Genomic DNA, 18343 nt, shown 5'->3' with positions numbered 1-18343 from the left:
GTCACTCCTCGAAGTCAACCCCCGGAGTGATCGACAGATGGCCAGAGCCCCCACAGTGTCTGCCGTTGCCGTGCTGGACCTGCACGACCTGCTGCTGGCCCTGGGCGCCGTGACCCCGGCCGAGATGCGGGCCGCGGGACTGGACGGCGCGACCCTGGTCGATCGCAGCAGCACCGCGCTGCCCGTGCCCGAGCAGCGCCTGCACGAGTCGCGCCTGCTGGCGCTGTGGCAGATGGCCGCGCGCAGCGCGCAGCTGCCGCATATCGGGCTGCTGGTCGGCCAGCACTACAACCCCGCGACGCGCGGCTTGCTGGCCAGCTGGCTGTTCCAGTGCAACCACCTGGGCGAAGCCCTGCAGGTGTTCCAGGACCACATCGCGCTGATGAACCCTTCGGAAAGCTGGACGGCCAGCGTCGACGACGACACGCTGCGGCTGGGCTTTTCCTTTGCGCCCGGCAAGAACTACCCGCGCGCGGCGCTGGAGCGCAGCATGAGCGCGCTGCTGCGCTGGACCGCGGAGATGACCGGCGCGCCGACTGTTCCCACGGCCTGCGAATTCGCCTTTGCGCGCCCGGCATATGCCGAGCGCTACCGCGAAGTGTTTGGCGCAAACATCCGCTTCGATGCCCAAGGCAACAGCATTCTCCTGCAGCGCGAATTCCTGCACCGGCCCATTCACAGCGCCAACGCCTACCTCAAGCAGATTCTCGAGGAGCGGGCGCTGCAGACCTTCCAGCAGTTGGCGGTCACCAACGCGCTGACCGGCAAGGTCCGCCAGCACATCCAGTCCGATCTGCACCGGGGACTGCGCATCGACGACATCTGCGCCTCGCTGCATGTCACCCGCCCCACGCTCTATCGCCGCCTCAAGCGCGAGGGCACGAGCTTCACCGAACTGGTGGAGACCGTGAGAAAGGAGCTGGCCTACAAGCAGATCCAGCAGGGCCTGCCCGTGGCCTCGGTCAGCGACGGCCTGGGATTCAAGGACGTGAGCACCTTCCACCGCGCTTTCCGGCGCTGGTTCAACCAGTCGCCAGGAGAATGCCGGGCGCCCGCCAGCCTGCCGCTGTGAGCGCCGCGGCCATCAGCCGCGCGCCGTTTCCAGCCCCCAGCCCAGCGCCTTGTAGAGCGCGATCACATGCAGGTACGAGGCGGTCTCGGCCTGGGCCGCTTCCTGGCGCAGCGCCGCCAGCGTGCGCTGGTTTTCCAGCACCGCGAGATAGCTGCCCGCACCCGCCGCGTAGCGCCGCGTGGCGATCGCCAGCGCGCGCTCGGCATGCGCGGCCGACTCCAGCAGCGCGCCCAGCTGCTGCTGGTGGCGACCCAGCTGCGTGACCGCGTTCTCCACATCTTCCTGGGCCTGCAGCAGCGACTGCTCGTAGCGCGCCAGCGCGCCTTCGGACAGCGCGCTGGCGCCGCGCAGCCGCGCGCGCGCGCTGCCCAGGCGCAGGGCCGGCCAGGTGATCCCCGGCGCCAGCGCAAAGGCGCGCGTTCCCAGGCCTGCGTCGGCGCCGCGCAGCGCGAAGAAGCCTACAAACGCGCCCAGGTTCAGGCGTGGATAGAGTTCGGCCGTGGCCGCGCCCACGTCCTCAGTGCTGGCCGCGAGCAGGCGCTCGGCGCGCACCACATCGGGCCGCTGGCGTATCAGCCGATCGACATCGCCCAGCGGCAGCTGCCGCGCCAGCGGCGCGGGCGCCAGCGTCTGCGCCGCGAACGGGCTGTGGCCAGGGCGCTGGCCGGTCAGCACGTCCAGCCGGAACTGCGCCTGGTCGCGCGCCGTGGCCAGCGGCGCCAGCGCCGCCTCGCTGCGCGCGAGTTCCGCGCGCGCGCTTTCCACCGCGTCCAGCGCGCCATTGCCCGCCGCCAGCCGCGACTGCAGCAGCGCCAGCGTGGCGCGCCAGCTCTCGGCCTGGCCCTGGGCCAGCGCCAGGCGGCGCTGCAGGCCCTGGCCCTGGTAGTAGTGGCGCGCGACATCGGCGGCCACGGTCAACCGCACCAGCGCGAGATCGGCCTGGGCCGCGTCGGCGCGCGCCTGGGCCGATTGCGCCAGGTGGCCGAGCCGGCCGAACAAATCGATCTCCCACTCGACATCGAAGCCCGCGCGCCAGCTTGCGTACAGGCTGCGCTGCGGCGCGCCGCCGGCGCCCGCGCGCTGCTCGCTGCCGCGCTGGTAGCCGCCCTGGGCCGTGACCGCGGGAGTGCGCTCGAGCTGCTGCTCGTCGAACAGCGCGCGCGAGACGCGCAAATTGGCCTGGGCCTGGCGGATGTCGTGGTTGTGCGCCAGCGCGCGCTCTATCGCATCGGCCAGCGCGGCGTCGTCGAGAAAGCTCCACCAGGGCGCGGGCACCGGTGCAGCGTCGCTGAACTGGCCTTTTTCCCCGCTGGCCAGCGTGATGGCCGGCACCTCGGGCGTGGCATAGCGGGGCCCTACGGCGCAGCCCGCGAGCAGGGCGCAGAGCGCAGCGGTGGCCAGGCTGGCGCGTCGGATGTTGTTTTTCATGGCGGGGCTCTCAGGATGCATGGGACAGCGGCTGGTCGGCATCCGCCAGTTGCCGGCTGCGCGGCGTGGCGGCGCTGGCCGCATGGTTGCGCGCCAGCAGCGAATAGACGGTGGGCAGCACAAACAGCGTGAACGCGGTGCCCACCAGCATGCCGCAGACAATCACCACGCCCAGGCCGAAGCGGCTGCTGGCGCCCGCGCCCGAGGCAAACAGCAGCGGCACCAGGCCGAACACCATGGCCGCGGTGGTCATCAGAATGGGCCGCAGCCGGATCTGCGCCGCGCGGCGTATCGCCGCATTGCGGTCCAGCCCCTCGCCGGCCTGCAGTTCGTTGGCGAACTCGACCATCAGGATGCCGTGCTTGCTGATCAGGCCGATCAGCGTCACCAGCCCGATCTGGGTGTAGATGTTGAGCGTTGCCAGCCCCAGGGCCAGCGGAATCAGCGCGCCGCAGATCGACAGCGGCACGGTGATCAGGATGATCAGCGGATCGACCAGGCTTTCGTATTGCGCGGCCAGCACCAGATAGATGATGACCAGCGCCGCGAGAAACGCGAACACCAGCGCATTGCCTTCCTGCGTGTACTGGCGCGCATCGGACTGCCAGTCGTGGCTGAAGCCCGCGGGCAGCTCGCCGGCGACGGTCTCGAGAAACGCCACGGCCTGGCCCAGCGACACGCCGGGCGCGGGAATCGCCTGGAAGGTCGCGGCATTCTGCTGGTTGAACTGCGTCAGCCGGTTGGGCTCGACCTGCATGGAAACCTGCACCACGGTGGACAGCGGCACCAGCGTCTGGTCCTGGGTGCGCACGAACTGGCGCGCCAGCGCCTGCGGCGTCAGGCGCTGCTCGCGCAGGCTTTGCGGAATCACGTCGTAGGAACGGCCGTCCATGGCAAAGCGGTTGAGGTAGTTCTCGCCGACCAGCACCGCCAGCGACTCTCCTATGTCCTGCATGCGTATGCCCAGGCTGCTGGCCTTGGAGCGGTCTATGCGCACCTGCACCACGGGCTTGTTGTAGTCGAGGTCGCTGTCGACGACGACAAACAGCCCGCTTTCGCGCGCGCGCCGCTTGATGTCCTCCATAGTCTGGAACAGCGCGGCGTAGCCCTGGGCGCTGCGCAGCACCATCTGCACCGGCAGTCCGCCGGTCGAGCCCGGCAGCGCGGCAAGCTGGAACACGAAGATGCTCGTGCCTTCGACGTCACCCACCGCGGCCTGCAGATCGGCCTGCACTTCGACCGCGGAGCGCTCGCGCTCGCCCCAGCCCGACAGGTTGATGCCGCCTATGCTGGAAGCCGGCCCGTCGCTGCCGTTGATGATCCAGCGGCCCACGGTCTCGGGCATGCGCGTGTAGACCGCGTCCAGCTGCTGCGCAAAGCGCTCGACATAGTCGAGGTTGGCATGCTCGGGCGCCTTGATCGCGGTCAGCACGCTGGCCTGGTCCTCGGCCGGAGCAAGTTCGCGCTGCGGCAGTTGATAGAGAAAGGGCAGGCTGGCGAACACCAGCAGCGCGACCGCGCCCGTGAGCCAGCGGTGGCGCAGCGAAAAGCCCAGCGCCGCGCCGTAGCGCCGCGTCAGGCCGCCAAAGAAGCGCTCGGCCGCATGCGCCATGCGCCCCTCCTGCTGCGCGGGCGGCAGCAGGAACGAGCTCATCACCGGCGACAGCGTGAGCGCGACCACGCCCGAGACCACCACGGCGCCGGCCAGCGTCAGCGCGAACTCCTTGAACAGCGCGCCCGTGAGCCCGCCCATCAGGCCTATGGGCGCGTAGACCGCGGCCAGCGTGATGGTCATGGCAATCACCGGACCGGCGACTTCGCGCGCGCCTATCAGCGCCGCGGCGACGGGCGAGCGCCCGGCCTCGATATGCCGGTGCACGTTCTCCACCACCACGATGGCGTCATCGACCACCAGGCCTATGGCCAGCACCATGGCCAGCAGCGTCAGCAGATTGACGCTGAAGCCGAAGGCCAGCATCAGGCCGGCCGCGCCCAGCATCGACAGCGGAATCGTCGCCACCGGAATCAGCACCGCGCGCAGCGAGCCCAGGCACAGATAGATCACCACCACGACAATCAGCAGCGCTTCGAGCAGCGTGTGCATCACCTCGGTGATCGAGGCCTCGATGAAGCGCGCGGTCTCGAAGGCCAGATCGACCTTCACGCCCGGCGGCAGCGTCTTGCGGATCTCGGGCAGCAGCTGCTTGATTCCGGCGACGATCACCAGCGGATTGCCCGCGGGCGTGGGCTGCAGGCCCAGGTGCACGGCGGGCACGCCGTCCATCTGCGCGCTGCTCTCCGAGCTCGCCGCGCCAAGCTCCACCGTGCCCACGTCCTTGAGCCGCACCAGGCCCGCGCCGTCGTTGCGCACCACCAGCTCGCGAAAGCCTTCGACGCTGTTCAGGTCGGTATCGACGCGCACGTTGGACACCACGTACTGTCCCTTGACCTTGCCCGGCGCGGCCTGGTAGTTGTTGCGCCGCACGGCTTCGGCGACATCGGCCGCCGTGAGCCCGCGCCCCGCAAGCCGGTCGGCGTCCAGCCACAGCCGCATTGCCAGCCGCTGGCCGCCAAAAACCTCGACCTTGGCCACGCCGTCAATGGTCGCGAACATGGGCTCGACCACGCGCGCCAGGTAGTCGGTCAGCGCCGGCGTGGACAGCGTGTCGCTGGAAAAACCGACATAGGCGACGGCCGTCGATTCGCCCGACGAGCGCTCTATCACCGGGTCGTAGGCCTGCTCGGGCAGCTTGTAGCGCACCTGGTTCACCTTGGCCATGACTTCGGTCAGCGCCTGGGTCGAGTCGCGGTTGAGCTCCATGCGCGCCGTGACCACGCTGCGGCCCTGCACCGACGAGGACGACAGGTAATCAATGCCTTCGACCGACGAGATGGCCTGGGCAATCGGCTGGGTGACAAAGCCCTGCATCAGCTCCGACGACGCGCCCGGGTACTCCGTGGAGACGGTGATGGTCGAGCTCTCGAGCATGGGGTACTGGCGTATCGGCAGGCGTTCGAGCGCCAGCAGGCCCAGCAGCAGGATCAGGGTGCTCACCACCAGCGCCAGCACGGGCCGGCGCACGAAAAGATCGGTGAACTTCATGTGCGCTCCTCGAGCGTGTCGGCGGCAACGGCCTGCACGGCCATGCCGTCCACCAGCTTGAGCTGGCCCGAAGTCACGACCCGGTCGCCGGCGCTCAGGCCCGAGGCAATCTCCACCCGGCCGTCGCGCCGCGCGCCGGTGGTGACGGCCACCCGCTTGACCGCCAACGCCTGGCCTGCGCCGGCCTGGGCGATGAACACCGTTTCGCCATACGCGGTGTAGGTGACCGCGGTCTCGGGCACCGTCAGCGCCTGCACGGCGTCGGGCCGCGCGACCTCGACCTGGGCAAACATGCCGGGGCGCAGCGCGCCGTCGGCATTGGTGAGCGTGGCCTGCAGCTGCACCGTGCGCGAGCGCGCGATCAGCGGATCGACGGCCGTGATGCGCGCGCTGAAGCGGCGCTCGGGATAGGCATCGATGCGCAGCGCCACCGCCTGTCCGACCTTCAGCTGCGGGCTGGCCTGTTCGTCCAGCGCGAAATCGACATGCAGCGTGCGCGCGTCGACCAGGCTGACGACGGCCTCGGCCGGGTTCAGATACTGGCCTTCATGCACCCGGCGTATGCCCAGCACGCCCGCGAACGGCGCGCGTATTGCTTTCTGCGCAATCACCGCCTCGGTGTGGCGCAGCGCGGCCAGCGCCATGTCGCGCTCCATGGCCGCGTTGTCGACCTGCTCCTGCGTCGCCGCGTTGTCGGCCAGCAGCCCGAGCGCGCGCGCATGCAGCGTCCGGGCGTTGCGCGACTGGGCCAGCAGGCGCTGGCGCTCGGCCTGCTCGGGCGCGTCGTTGAGCTGCACCAGCAACTGGCCGGCCTTGACGGCCTGGCCGGACGCAAACGCGATCTTCGTCACCCGCCCGCCGACTTCGGCCGCGACCTGCACCTGGCGCGCCGAGGCAAGCTCGCCCACGCCCGAGAACACCTGCGCGACGCTGTCGCTGCGCACCGTGGCCAGCGCCACCTTGGTGGCGGGCGGCGCCGCGGCCGCGGGCTTGGCCTGGGGCGCGGTGCTGTAGACGATGGTGGTGAATACGAGCGCCGACAGGACGATCGTGAAGAGGTACAGGGTTTTCTTGCGCATGATGAAAGCCCGGGCCGCTCAGGCCCAGGACAGGTTGAAGAGAAAGAAGGCGGCGACGGTCCAGAGCAGCAGGCTGATGTGGGCCTGCTGCAGGCCCTCCTGGCGAATCCAGTAGCCAAACCACAGTCCGCCCAGGTGCATGGCGAACAGGAAGGCGGAAAAGGCGCTCAGCCCCAGGTTGAGCCAGGGCCGGGCGGCGGCCAGGTCAGCGGAAAACAGCAGCGGCCAGGCGCCGGCCCAGAAAGCGCCGGCGGCAACGACCTGCAGCGCCAGCACCACCAGCAGCGCTGCGCGGTGCAGGGCCGGCGAACGCAGGGCGCGCGCCAGCAGCGGCGTGTCGACGATGGGTGCGAGCTTGAGCGGCGCCATGTTCATGGTCGCGCCAACGGCGGCCGCCGAACCCGTGAAACCCTGGACGTTGTTGGCGACGCTCAGCGACAGCCAGACGGCAAGCCCCAGCGCGTGCAGCGCCTGAAAAAGCCAGAGGGAGAAATCCAGATCCATGTCGACGCACCTAAAAATCAAAGCAATTGCTTGGATAATAGGTTTGAGCAGCCAATTAAGCAAGAGATAACTTGGTTAATCGAATGGCGGCACGCGCCCGCGGAAAAGCCCGGTCTTTGGTGGCCTGGATGATAATAAGAACAATTCCCAACATGGTCGGGCCGTCGCGCGGCAAGAAAGCCTTTCTCAACGCGGTGTTCCCGCCGCTGGAGCAGTTGCTGCCGGACGTGCGCGCCCAGTGGGGCGCGGCGCCCGTGGCCAGCATCGACATCCAGGATCCGCACGACGCCAGGGCGCGCATCCTGGTTGTCGGCGACTTTGCCGCCGGCCCGCTGCGTGCCGCCCATATCCTGGCCTATGACGGCGTCAGCGGCGCGCGCCTGGCGCGGCGCCCGGCCTGGCAATCGGCGCCCAAGGCGCTGCGCGACCTGCTGCTGGGATTGCACGAAGGCCTGTTCGCGCCGCCCGTGCTGCGCGCGCTGTATGTGCTGTCGGGCCTGCTGGGCCTGCTGGGCGCGGCAATGATTGCCACCGGCATGGTGCTGTGGACGGTCAAGCGCCGCCAGCGCGGCGATCGCCATGCGGGGCTGGCCCTGGTGGAGCGGCTCAATGTCGCCATCATCATGGGGCTGCCGGTGGCGATTGCCGCCTATTTCTGGGCCAACCGGCTGCTGCCGCTGGGCCTGGAGCGGCGCGCCGACTGGGAAGTGCACGCGCTGTTCCTGGCCTGGCTGCTGATGTTTGCCTGGGCCGCGCTGCGCCCGGCGCGGCGCGCGTGGCGCGAGCAGGCGCTGCTGGCCGCGGCGCTGTGCGCCGCCCTGCCGCTGCTCAATGCGCTGACCGGCGCGCAGCATCTGGGCCGGGCGCTGGCGCAACAGGACCTGGCAATGGCCGGCTTCGATCTGGCGGCGCTGGCCGCAGGCGCGCTGTTTGCCGGCATGGCCCGGGCGCTGGCGCGGCGCCAGGCACTCAGCGGTTGACGTCTACCACCGTGCGCCCGCGCACCTGACCGTGCAGGATGCGGCGCGCGATCTCGGGCACATCGGCCAGGCCGATCAGTGTTTCGGCCTGGCCCAGCTTGGCCAGGTCGAGGTCGCGCGCCAGCCGCTGCCAGGCCTCGGTGCGCGCCCACTGCGGCGCATTGACCGAGTCGATGCCGGCCAGCGTGATGTGGCGCAGGATGAAAGGCAGGACCGAGCCCGGCAGGTCGGTGCTTTGCGCCAGGCCGCAGCTCGTCACCACGCCGCGGTAATCGGTCTGCGCCAGCACGTTGACCAGCGTGTGGCCGCCCACCGAATCCACGGCCCCGGCCCATTTCGGCGCGGCAACGGGCTTGCCCGGCTCCGACAGCGTGCGCCGGTCAATCACTTCGCTGGCGCCCAGGCGCTGCAGGTAGGAGGTTTCCTCGGAGCGGCCCGTCGAAGCAATCACGCGATAGCCCAGCTGCGACAGCAGCGCCACGGCCACCGAGCCCACGCCGCCGCTCGCGCCCGTGACCAGGATGGGTCCGCGCTCGGGCGTGAGCCCGCCCTTTTCCAGCGCCAGCACGCTGAGCATGGCCGTGTAGCCGGCCGTGCCAATCGCCATGGCATCGCGCGTGGAGAACGCCGCCGGCACCTTGACCAGCCATTCGCCGCGCACGCGCGCGCGCTGGGCGTAGCCGCCGAAATGCGTCTGGCTCAGTTCCCAGCCGTTGAGCAGCACGCGCTCGCCGGGGGCGAAATCGGGATGGCGCGTCGCGGCCACGACGCCCGCGAAATCTATGCCCGGAATCATGGGAAAGGTGCGGATCACGGGCGATGCGCCGGTGATCGCCAGCCCGTCCTTGTAATTGACCGTCGAGTATTCGACATCCACGGTCACGTCGCCGTCCATCAGCTGGGCGTCGTCGATACGGCGCAGTTCGACACTGATCGCGCCGTCTTCCCGGCTGGCCCACAAGGCATTGAAAGTCATTCGGTGCACTCCATGTCATGCAAAAACGCAGTGACTGGAATGATCGGCGCGCCACCGCAAAGTTGCAAGGCGCGGCGCCGCGCCGGAATGCCCGCCAAAGCCGTCACTTGCAACAGGCCTTTTGCGCAATCTCAAGAGAAGCACAGACGCTTCTATCTACACTAGGGTTATTACCTAATACCAATGGGCGGCTTGCGGTCAACATGTCTGGTTGGGCCCCATGCGCACCGTGGTTCGGTACTTGGACATCCATACACCCTATAGGAATCTGATCATGAAGAAAATTCTCGCTGCCCTGGCTCTGAGCGCTTGCGCTGCTGCTCCCGCTTTTGCCGCTGACTGCGCCCTGACGGTCGAAGCCAACGACATGATGCAGTTCAACACCAAGAGCATCACCGTGCCCAAGGAATGCAAGAACTTTTCCCTGACCCTGAAGCACGTGGGCAAGATGCCCAAGACCGCCATGGGCCACAACCTGGTCGTGACCACCGCTGCCGACCTGACGGCCGTCAACGCCGACGGCATGAAGGCCGGCGCTGCATCCGACTACATCAAGAAGGACGACACCCGCGTGATCGCCCACACCAAGGTCGTCGGCGGCGGTGAAAGCACCACCATCGAATTCCCCGTCGCCAAGATCAAGGCCGGCACCGACTACAGCTTCTTCTGCTCGTTCCCCGGCCACGCCGGCATGATGAAGGGTGCGCTGAAGCTGGGCGCGTAAACCTGGCCCCCACGCTCGCGCACTGCGTAGCCCGAAGCCTCCTCTGCGCAAGCAGCGGAGGCTTTTTCATGTCTGGATCGGCGGCGGCGCATAAAAAAACGCCGGGCATGGCCCGGCGCAAACCTTGGAATCTTCGCGGTCAGAAGGCGTGGCGTATGCCTGCGGCAAAGCCGCTTTGCGAGCCGCCGGCCACGGGCGCGCCGCCCGCGGCTGCATTGCTGACCGACAGCGCGAGCGCGCCATCGTTGGAGATATGGCCGGCAGTCGCATAGACCGCCGTGCGCTTGGAGAGGTTGTAGGTCGCGCGCAGCGCGAACAGCGTGGCCTGGTTGGCGCTGTTCTTGTAGTCGAGCTTGAACACCTGGCCGTCGACCACCATTGCGGGCGTGACGTTGTAGGCCGCGCCTACGTACCAGAGGTTGCTGCGCCGCGCCGCGGGCGTGGCGTCGTTGTCGCGCGCAATCAGTCCCGCGCCCAGCTTCAGGCCATTGAACTTCGTCCAGCCGGCAACGGTGGAGCGGCGGTCCTTCATGCTGCTGCCGGTCAGGCCCGCAAACGCGCCCGCGCCGCCGCGGATCTCATCCACGGCCAGGGCCAGGCCCCAGTTCGCGGCATCGTACTTGGCCAGCAGCGACCATTGGCGGCAGGCCTTGCTGTCGGCGGCGTTCTCGCCCGCGCAGTTCGCGCCCGATGGGCTGGGGCCGGCGTTGACGGTGTCACGCCCGAAGCTGTATGTCGCGCCGGCCGTGAAGCCGTTGAAAGTGCCGCGGTAGGCGATGGCATTGTCCACGCGCGCGTTGGGCAGGTAGCTGTCCAGCGAGCCCGAGCCGAAGGCGCTGGGGCCCAGGATGTCGGCATCGAGCTGCGACCAGAACAGCATCGAGTACTGGCGGCCCAGCGTCAGGCTGCCCCAGCCGCCCGTCAGGCCCACATAGGCCTGGCGGCCGAAGGCCCGGCCGCCCTGGTTGAACGTGCCGCTGTCCACGCCCAGGCCGGACTCGAGCGTGAACACGGCCTTCAGGCCTGCGCCCAGATCCTCGGTGCCGCGAAATCCCAGGCGCGAGGGCGCGCTGCCCGTGAGGCCGGGCATGCGCGTGAGGCCACCGCCGCCGGGCGTTGCATCGGTCAGATGCTCGACCGAGGCGTCCAGCAGGCCGTAGATCGTGACGCTGGTTTGCGCCTGGGCAGCGCCGCAGGCGGCGGCCAGCAGGCCAAGGGTCAACAGGGAACGTTTCATCTTGAGGTCTCCTCTCTTGTCTTCAGGGTGGTGGTAACAGTCAACGGAAATTCAGCTGCCGGTGGACGCGGCAGGCGTGTCCCAGCCCAGCGCGCCCGCGTCCTTGCCGGCAACCGAATACAGCGCCTTGGTGTTGCGGGTCTGCTGGAACACTTCAAGCGACTCGCCGCGCATCGCGGCGTAGATGTGCAGGTTGGACACGCCGATCACGGCGCCCAGCTTCTCGAGCAGGAAGAAGATGACGCCGTAATGGATCAGCCCGCGCCAGTCGCGCGCGCGCACCAGTTGGCTTTCCTCGGGAGTGAGCTGCGCGCGCGCATAGGCCGCTTCCTCATCGGCGATGAATTCGGCGCGCGCGCCGGGCTCGATCAGCGCGTGCAGGAAGCGGTTGAGCCGGTAGGCCTTGACGCTGCGCTCCAGCGTGAATGGATGCGTGCCTTCGAGCGCCTCGGCGCCCGCAAGCTGCAGCTGCATGTGGGCGCGGTGGCGCTGCAGCACGGGCGCGGACAGGCCGCTGTCGGCGGGCGCGTAGATCGCGGCGGCAATGCCGGTCATCGACGGCAGGTAGTAGCTGCGGTGCAGGCAGCGCACCTGGGACGCAAGCGCGCCGCGCATCACCAGCCACATGATGACTTCCGCGCCTTCGAATCCGCCCAGCGCCGCGTACTCGGCATGGGTCATCTCGGCAAGCTGCTCGGGATCGCGCTCGAACAGATCGAGAAAGCGCGCGTCCCATTCGGGGTTGTTGAAGCCCGCACGCTCGCCATGCACCTGGTGCGACAGTCCGCCGGTGGCGACGATGGCCACGCGCAGGTCCTCGGGATAGCTTTCAATCGCGCGGCGCAGCGCCTGGCCCAGCTTGTAGCAGCGGCGCGCGCTGGGAATGGGAAACTGCAGCACGCCCATCTGCAGCGGCACCAGCCGCACCGGCCACTGCGGGGCGTGCGGGCACATCACCGACAGCGGCGAGAAGCAGCCATGGTCCAGGCCCTTGTCCTGGAAGAACGACATGTCGAACTCGTCGGCCATCAGCGACTGGCCGATGTGGGCCGCCAGGCCCGGATGGCCCGCGATCGCCGGCAAATCGCGCGCGCCGCCGCCTTCGTCGGCCACCGCCCAGCGCTCGCCCACGCCCAGCGAGAACGCGCTGTAGTGGTCGAAGAAGAAGGACGTGACGTGGTCGTTGTAGATGAACAGCAGCACGTCGGGCTTCTGTTCGGCAATCCAGTCCTGCACCGGCGCGAAGGCCTCGAAGATGGGTTGCCAGACCGGGTCCGAGCGCTTGTCGCGGTCGAACGCAAAGCCTATGGTCGGGGTGTGCGAGGCGGCGATGCCGCCGATGATCTTGGCCATGGAATGGGGTGCCTTTGCAGGCCCCGTTGTCGGGGGTTGGGAAAAATGCGGGTGCGCGGCACCCGCAGCGGTTCAGGGGGTGGCGTTGAGCTTGGACTTGATCCAGGCAAAGGCTTCCTGCACGTCGTAGTTGCCGCTGTGGCCCACCAGGTAGGGCAGCTTGAAGCTGACTTCCTTGACCGACGCGTCCTTCTTGATCGCCTGGTGCAGCAGCTCCTGCATGGCAAAACCGGTGTCGCGATCGACCATGCCGTGGCGCACATACCAGTAGGGGGCGCTGTCGGCCGCGGTGTTCAGATAGGCGATCGGGTTGATCAGCTTGATCTGTTTGGCCAGCGTGTTGCCGCTGCTCGCGGTGTAGGCCGCCCAGTCGAGTCCGGTGTCGTCCTTGCCCGAGCCGTCACCGACCTTCTGGTTGTTGTTCCAGGACCATTCGGTGAAGTTCGCATACTCGTAGTTGGCCGAGCCGAAGAGATTGGTTTCCCCGCTGATGTTCGGGTTGCCGGTCACGCCCGCCGCATCGAATGCGACCACGGTCTTGAGCGCCTGGTTGGCGGCGACGAAGTCGACGAACTTGGCGTAGTCGATGTGGGCCACCTTGGCGCTGGTGCCCGTGCCGGTCAGGGTCAGCCAGTCGTTGACCAACGTCTTGCGCGCCGTGACGAAGTTCCCGCCGAGCTGCGGCACGGCCGTGCCCTTGGCGATCTGGCGCTCTATCTCCTCGGTCAGGCGCGTCTTGATGGTGTCGGCCATGCTTGCCGCCGTCACGCCGAGATTCAAGCCGTCGAGGTAGGCCGGAAAGCTCGCGGCCAGGGCGCTCGAAGCCGCGCGCTGCGCGCCGGCGCTGAATGCCACGCCGCCCAGCGCGCCCGTGTTGGCATCGCTGCGCACCGCGCTGTACTGCCACTCGTAGCCGGCGTCGGCATTGCCCAGGTTGTTGATCGGGCAGTAGGCGACGGCCATGTACACATCGTCCTTGAGCGTGCTTGCCGCCGCATCCCCCGTGCCCGTGATGCCGGCGGCGCCGATGTCAGCGAGATAGGGCAGATAGTCCGCACTGTTGCCGCTGGCCGCGACGGCCGAGGTCAGTCCGCCGCCGCCGCTGGTGCCGTTGAGCACGATGCGTTCGGCCGAGCCCGGCATGAGGCTGTCGTTGAGCCGCATGTAGCGTATTGCCGCCTTGGTGTCGACCACGGGCGAAGGCGCCTTGCCGGCCCAGCTGCCGTCCTCGGCGCGCGCGCCGCGGCTGCGCGTGCCCACGTTCACCACCACGTAGCCGGCCTTGAGCGCCGCGCCTATGTTGTCGGTGTCGCTGGTGCTCACAAAGGCCTTGCCTTCGGTGATGGTGGTGGCGACGGCGCTGGTCCACCAGCCGCTGTTGTTCACGGCCATGTACAGCGCGGTCTTCTGGTCGTCCACCGAGGCTTCGGGCACAGAAACGATCATCGACTGGTAGGCATAGGGATCGGCCATGGTGGTCGTGCCGCCGCCCAGCGTCGCCTGCGTGGCCGCCATCTTGATCGGCTTGGCCACATAGACCACGCGGTACTGGCGCAGCTTCATCGGCGCGCCGTCCACGGTGACCGTGACGGTCGTGTATTTGCCGGCGTCGAACTTGAGCGCCGCATCCTCGGCGTCGACGACCGCGGGCGGCGTCTCGACGACGCTGCCGCCATCGCCGCCACAGGCAGCCAGCAGTCCGGCCGAGGAAATGAGCGCCAGCGCGCTGGCCAGGGTGCGGCGTTTGAAATTCAGTTGCATGCTTGTCTCCTTGCCCCGTTCGAGGCTTTTGTTATGAATGAGGGAAAGATCAGGGGCGCGCGGCCTGCTGTTTGGCAATCAGGCTGCGGGCGTCTTCCAGCATCCGGCTGCCGTTCAGCCCCTTGGCGTTCATGTCCTTGACCCAGTCGGCCGAGAGCTTGTCGCCCAGCTTCTTCCAGGCCACCAGCTCGCTTGCGGGAATGACGTTGGTGGCGTTCTTCGCCGTGAGCTGCTTGCCCTGGGCATCGGCCTGGATGAACGCCTTGCCGATCTGCCCGGAAAACGCCTGGCCCGCGTTGTTGTCGATCACCTTTTTCAGGTCGGCGGGCAGGGCTTCATACTTGGCCTTGGTCATCGCGAAGATGAATGTCGAGGTGTAGAACGCGGCCTCGCGCGGGTCGGTTTCCGAGTGGTACTTGGCAAGCTCCTCGAGCTTCACCGAGGGCACGACTTCGTAGGGCACGACGGCGCCGTCGATCACGCCCTTGGCCAGCGCATCGCCCACCTGCGGCACCGGCATGCTCACGGGCGTGGCGCCCAGCATGGCGATGAACTTGTTGGTCAGGCGCGTGGGCGCGCGCAGCTTGAGGCCGCGCAGATCGGCCATGGTGCGCACCGGCTTGCCCGCCATGTGGAACACGCCCGGTCCGTGCACGTGGAAGGCCAGCGGCTTGACGTCCTTGAACTCCGCCAGGCTGTGGATCTGCGCGTAGTCCCACAGCGCGCGGCTCGTGGCCTCGGGGTCGCGCATCATGAAGGGCAGCTCGAAAGCCTCCATCGACGGAAAACGCCCCGCGGTATAGCCGGGCAGCGTCCAGACCACGTCGGCCACGCCGTCGCGCACCTGGTCGAACAGCTGGGGCGGCGTGCCGCCCAGCTGCATCGACGGGTAGATCTGGCACTTCATGCGGTTGGCCGACTCCTTGGCGATGCGCTCGCACCAGGGCTGGATGAACAGCGTGCCCGCGAACGATGTCGGCGGCAGGTGGTAGTGGACCTTGAGCGTGACTTCCTGCGCCGCAGCGGGAAGCGCGGCGGCGGCAAGCAGGCCGCAAAGGGCAAGCAGGTGGCGCAGTTTCATGGGTTGTCTCCTTCGTTGTTGAGCCTCTGGGGCGGGTCATGCGCAAAAAACGGGCGGCGCGCTGCCCGGCCTGCGGCACAGCGCAGTTCCGGGGCAGTCAGGTACGGGAAGTCAGGTCAGCCAGTGCACCAGCCACAGCGCGGTGGCGGGGAAGGCAATCAGCAGCGCAAGCCGCAGGCCGTCGGTGATCAGGAAGGGAACGACGCCCTTGTAGGTCTCGACCATGGGCACGTCGCGCGCCAGGCCGTTCATGATGTAGACGTTGAGTCCCACGGGCGGGAAGATCATGCCGATCTCGCAGACGGTCAGGATCAGGATGCCGAACCACAGCGCCTTGTCGGTGGGACCGAGGCCGAAGAAGTCCATGCCCATGATCACGGGAAACAGCGTGGGCACCGTGAGCAGGATCATGCTCATCTCGTCCATCACGCAGCCCAGCGCCACGTAGAACAGCATCACGCCGACCATCACCAGCATGGGCGAGATCTGCAGATGACCGACCAGATCGGCGAGCTGCGTGGGCAGCTGCGACAGCGCCAGCGAGGCATTGATCATGTCGGCGCCGATGAAGATCAGGAAGATCATGCCGCTGGTCTGGGCCGTGGTGCGCACCGCGGCCGCGAACTTGCCACGGTCCATTTCGCGGCGCGCCAGCGTGATCACGCAGGTCAGCACATTGCCGATGGCCGCGCCTTCGGTGGCCGTGAACAGGCCGCCGTAGATGCCGCCGAACACCACGACAAAGATCGCGAGAATCGGCCAGACCTTCAATGCCGTCGACAGCAGTTCGGCATGCGGCACGCGCTGCGCGGCGGGCGCATGCTGCGGGTTGATGCGCACGATCACGGCGATTGCCAGGATGTAGCCCAGGGCCGCGATCAGCGCCGGCACATAGGCCGCGAGAAACATCTTGGTGATGTTCTGCTCGGTCAGGATGGCATAGACCATCAGCGTCACCGAAGGCGGCAGCAGCACGCCCATGGTGCCGCCCGTGGCCAGGGCGGCCGTGGCCAGCCGCCCCGAGTAGCCAATGCGGCGCATCTGCGGATAGGCCACCTGGGCAATCGTTGCCGTGGTCGCGACCGTCGAGCCGGAAATCGAGCCAAAGGCCGCGCAGGCCAGCACGCCGGCCATCGCCATGCCGCCGCGAAACCGGCCCAGGAGCGCATTGGCGAAGTCGAACAAGGCCTTGGCCAGCCCGCCCTGCACGGCAATCGCGCCCATCAGCATGAACAGCGGAATCACCGACAGGTCATAGACCGAGACCCGGCCGTAGACCGCGCCCTTGAGGTGGGCCAGCAGCGGCAGCCAGCCCGACAGCGCAACGTAGCCGAACGCGCCGGGAATGAACATCGCAATCGCGATCGGCACGCGCACCGCCATCAGCACCAGCATCGCGGCAAACATCGTGAGCCCTATGGACATCGTGCTCATGCAGCCTCCCTGGGCACAATGCAGGCGATGAACTGCGCAATACCGATCAGCACGCACAGCGTCAGCCCGGGCAGCATCAGCAGGTAGGGAATCCACAGCGGCAGGTCCATCAGCATGGAGCGCTCCTGCGCCGCGTAAATGTCGATGCCGCCGACGGCGACGCGCCAGGTGACCAGCGCCAATGTGAGCGTGTAGAGCAGGATGCCAAAGGCGTCCATGCGCCGCTGCGCCGCGGCGCTCGCGCCGGTGGTGAAGAAGTCGACGACGATGTTGGCGCGGCGGAACTGCGTATAGGGCAGGAACGAGGCGACGACGATGGCGCCGCCGAGCTGCACCAGCTCGACGTCACCGAGAATCGGGTGGGCGAAGAAAGCGCGCCCTATCACGCTGGTGGTGGTCATCAGCGCCACGGCCATGAGCACGCAGGCGCCTACCGCGGCGCTGGCGTCGCACAGGCGCTCCAGCCCGCGCATCGTGGGTGACTGTGTCGGGGAATCCATTGGTTCTTGTCTCCTGCTTCTTGGTATGGGCAGACGCGGCTTTCGCCGCCGTCGCCGTGCCTTGATGTGGCTCAAAGCGCAAGCGAAGTCTAAAAATTAGACTGAGGTGCAGGAAGATGCTGTGCAAGCCAGCGCGATAACCTGGAGATATCATCAACGCATGAAACTCACCAACCTGCGCGCGCTGGTCGCGGCCATCGAGGAAGGCAGCCTGCGCGCCGCGGGCAAGCGATTGGGGGTGTCGCAGCCCGCGCTGACCAAGCTGATACGCGAGCTCGAACGCGAGCTGGCAACCACCCTGCTGGTGCGCTCGACCACGGGCGTGGTGGCGACGGCCCAGGGCATGGTGATGTACGAGCGCGCGGTTGCCGCCGAGCGCGAACTGCTGCAGGCCGTGGAGCAGATACGCCAGCTCGACGGCCACATGACGGGTGCGCTGACCATAGGCGCGGTGCCGCTGGCGGTGATGCTGCTGGTGCCCGAAACCCTGCGCACCTTCGGCAGCGCGTTTCCCGGGATACAGCTGCGCATCTCCGAGGAGCTCTACATCGCCCAGCTCACGCGGCTGCGCAAGGGCGAAGTCGATATCGCGCTCGGGCCGCTGCCGCCCGAGCTGCCGCCCGGGGAATTCGTCGTCGAGACGCTGATGCCCATCACCATGGTGCCGGTGGTGCGCAAGGGCGACCCGCTGGCCCGCGCCAGCAGCCTGCGCGAGCTGGTCAGCGCGCCCTGGGTCTACACCGGCGCCTCGTCGGACTCGGGCTACGCCAGGACCTTCTTCGAGCTGCACGGCCTGCCCGCGCCGCCCGCGGGCGCGCTGGTGAACTCGACGCTGGGCCTGCTGTCCATCGTCGCCAGCGGCAAGTGCATAGGCCTTTTGCCGCAGCAGATCGCGGCCCACCCCATCGCCACGCAATACCTCGACACCATCCAGCTTGCCGAAGGCCCGCTGCAGCTGACGCTGTGCGCGCTCACGCGCTCGGACGTGCACCTCAAGCCCAGCGTGCGCCAGTTCATGGCCCACCTGCACCGCGCGGCCCACCATCTGACGCAGGAGGCCGGCCCGGCCGGCGGCGCGGCAAAAAGGTAGTATCCAGGGCTTAGGCGAGCG

The 18343-nt window shown here is 68.1% G+C and carries 15 protein-coding genes; 4 read left to right on the top strand and 11 right to left on the bottom strand.

Annotated features, from left to right (window positions below; genetic code table 11):
• Positions 1–55: 55 nt before the first annotated feature.
• The gene (locus ACSVDO_RS01025; RefSeq protein WP_489594630.1) at positions 56–1072 is read left to right on the top strand and encodes an AraC family transcriptional regulator; all 1017 of its coding nucleotides are present in this window, start codon (positions 56–58) and stop codon (positions 1070–1072) included.
• 12 nt (positions 1073–1084) lie between these two features.
• Here ACSVDO_RS01025 and ACSVDO_RS01020 read toward each other — a convergent pair whose 3' ends face one another.
• Genes ACSVDO_RS01020 through ACSVDO_RS01005 form a run of 4 tightly spaced genes read right to left on the bottom strand, consistent with a single transcriptional unit; the run spans position 1085 to position 7186 of the window.
• Positions 1085–2500: an efflux transporter outer membrane subunit gene (locus tag ACSVDO_RS01020; RefSeq protein ID WP_489594629.1), complete on the bottom strand. Its 1416-nt coding sequence runs from the start codon at positions 2498–2500 to the stop codon at positions 1085–1087.
• A gap of 10 nt (positions 2501–2510) precedes the next feature.
• Entirely contained in the window at positions 2511–5603 is a 3093-nt protein-coding gene (locus ACSVDO_RS01015) for a MexW/MexI family multidrug efflux RND transporter permease subunit (RefSeq protein WP_489594628.1), read from the bottom strand.
• A complete protein-coding gene (locus ACSVDO_RS01010; protein ID WP_489594627.1) occupies positions 5600–6682 on the bottom strand; it encodes an efflux RND transporter periplasmic adaptor subunit in 1083 nt (360 codons plus the stop codon). Before ACSVDO_RS01010 ends, ACSVDO_RS01015 begins: the two co-directional genes overlap by 4 nt.
• Positions 6683–6700: 18 nt before the next feature.
• Entirely contained in the window at positions 6701–7186 is a 486-nt protein-coding gene (locus ACSVDO_RS01005; RefSeq protein ID WP_489594626.1) for a DUF2165 family protein, read from the bottom strand.
• 128 nt (positions 7187–7314) lie between these two features.
• Between ACSVDO_RS01005 and ACSVDO_RS01000 the strand changes: the two genes are divergently transcribed.
• On the top strand, positions 7315–8166 hold the full coding sequence (locus ACSVDO_RS01000) for a PepSY domain-containing protein (RefSeq protein ID WP_489594625.1): 852 nt from the start codon (positions 7315–7317) through the stop codon (positions 8164–8166).
• On the opposite strand, the gene acuI is transcribed toward ACSVDO_RS01000, so the two are convergent.
• The gene (gene acuI / locus ACSVDO_RS00995) at positions 8156–9142 is read right to left on the bottom strand and encodes an acrylyl-CoA reductase (NADPH) (RefSeq protein ID WP_489594624.1); all 987 of its coding nucleotides are present in this window, start codon (positions 9140–9142) and stop codon (positions 8156–8158) included. The genes ACSVDO_RS01000 and acuI overlap by 11 nt on opposite strands.
• A 274-nt stretch (positions 9143–9416) precedes the next feature.
• Between acuI and azu the strand changes: the two genes are divergently transcribed.
• Positions 9417–9866: an azurin gene (azu, locus tag ACSVDO_RS00990; RefSeq protein ID WP_489594623.1), complete on the top strand. Its 450-nt coding sequence runs from the start codon at positions 9417–9419 to the stop codon at positions 9864–9866.
• Positions 9867–10005: 139 nt separating this feature from the next.
• On the opposite strand, the gene ACSVDO_RS00985 is transcribed toward azu, so the two are convergent.
• The 6 genes from ACSVDO_RS00985 to ACSVDO_RS00960 form a co-directional block, all read right to left on the bottom strand.
• Positions 10006–11103: a porin gene (locus tag ACSVDO_RS00985; RefSeq protein ID WP_332536998.1), complete on the bottom strand. Its 1098-nt coding sequence runs from the start codon at positions 11101–11103 to the stop codon at positions 10006–10008.
• Between the two features lie 51 nt (positions 11104–11154).
• Positions 11155–12456 (bottom strand): gallate dioxygenase, encoded by a 1302-nt coding sequence (locus tag ACSVDO_RS00980; protein ID WP_489594622.1) that lies wholly within the window; start codon positions 12454–12456, stop codon positions 11155–11157.
• 72 nt (positions 12457–12528) lie between these two features.
• On the bottom strand, positions 12529–14217 hold the full coding sequence (locus ACSVDO_RS00975; protein ID WP_489594621.1) for a subtype B tannase: 1689 nt from the start codon (positions 14215–14217) through the stop codon (positions 12529–12531).
• A 49-nt stretch (positions 14218–14266) separates the two neighbouring features.
• Positions 14267–15298 carry a TRAP transporter substrate-binding protein gene (locus ACSVDO_RS00970; protein WP_489594620.1) on the bottom strand — a complete coding sequence of 344 codons (1032 nt, stop codon included), beginning with the start codon at positions 15296–15298 and terminating at the stop codon, positions 14267–14269.
• Between the two features lie 111 nt (positions 15299–15409).
• Positions 15410–16732, bottom strand: a complete 1323-nt coding sequence (locus ACSVDO_RS00965; protein ID WP_332536990.1) for a TRAP transporter large permease — start codon at positions 16730–16732, stop codon at positions 15410–15412.
• Positions 16729–17232: a TRAP transporter small permease gene (locus ACSVDO_RS00960; protein WP_489594619.1), complete on the bottom strand. Its 504-nt coding sequence runs from the start codon at positions 17230–17232 to the stop codon at positions 16729–16731. The genes ACSVDO_RS00965 and ACSVDO_RS00960 overlap by 4 nt, the downstream gene beginning before the upstream one ends.
• A 160-nt stretch (positions 17233–17392) precedes the next feature.
• On the opposite strand from ACSVDO_RS00960, the gene ACSVDO_RS00955 reads away from it, so the two are divergent.
• Positions 17393–18322 carry a LysR family transcriptional regulator gene (locus ACSVDO_RS00955; protein WP_332548572.1) on the top strand — a complete coding sequence of 310 codons (930 nt, stop codon included), beginning with the start codon at positions 17393–17395 and terminating at the stop codon, positions 18320–18322.
• The last annotated feature ends 21 nt before the right edge of the window (positions 18323–18343 follow it).

The organism is Comamonas sp. DB36, from assembly GCF_057914905.1.
The sequence above is the reverse complement of the archived record's forward strand: the minus strand, read 5'-3'. Positions and strand labels throughout refer to the sequence as shown.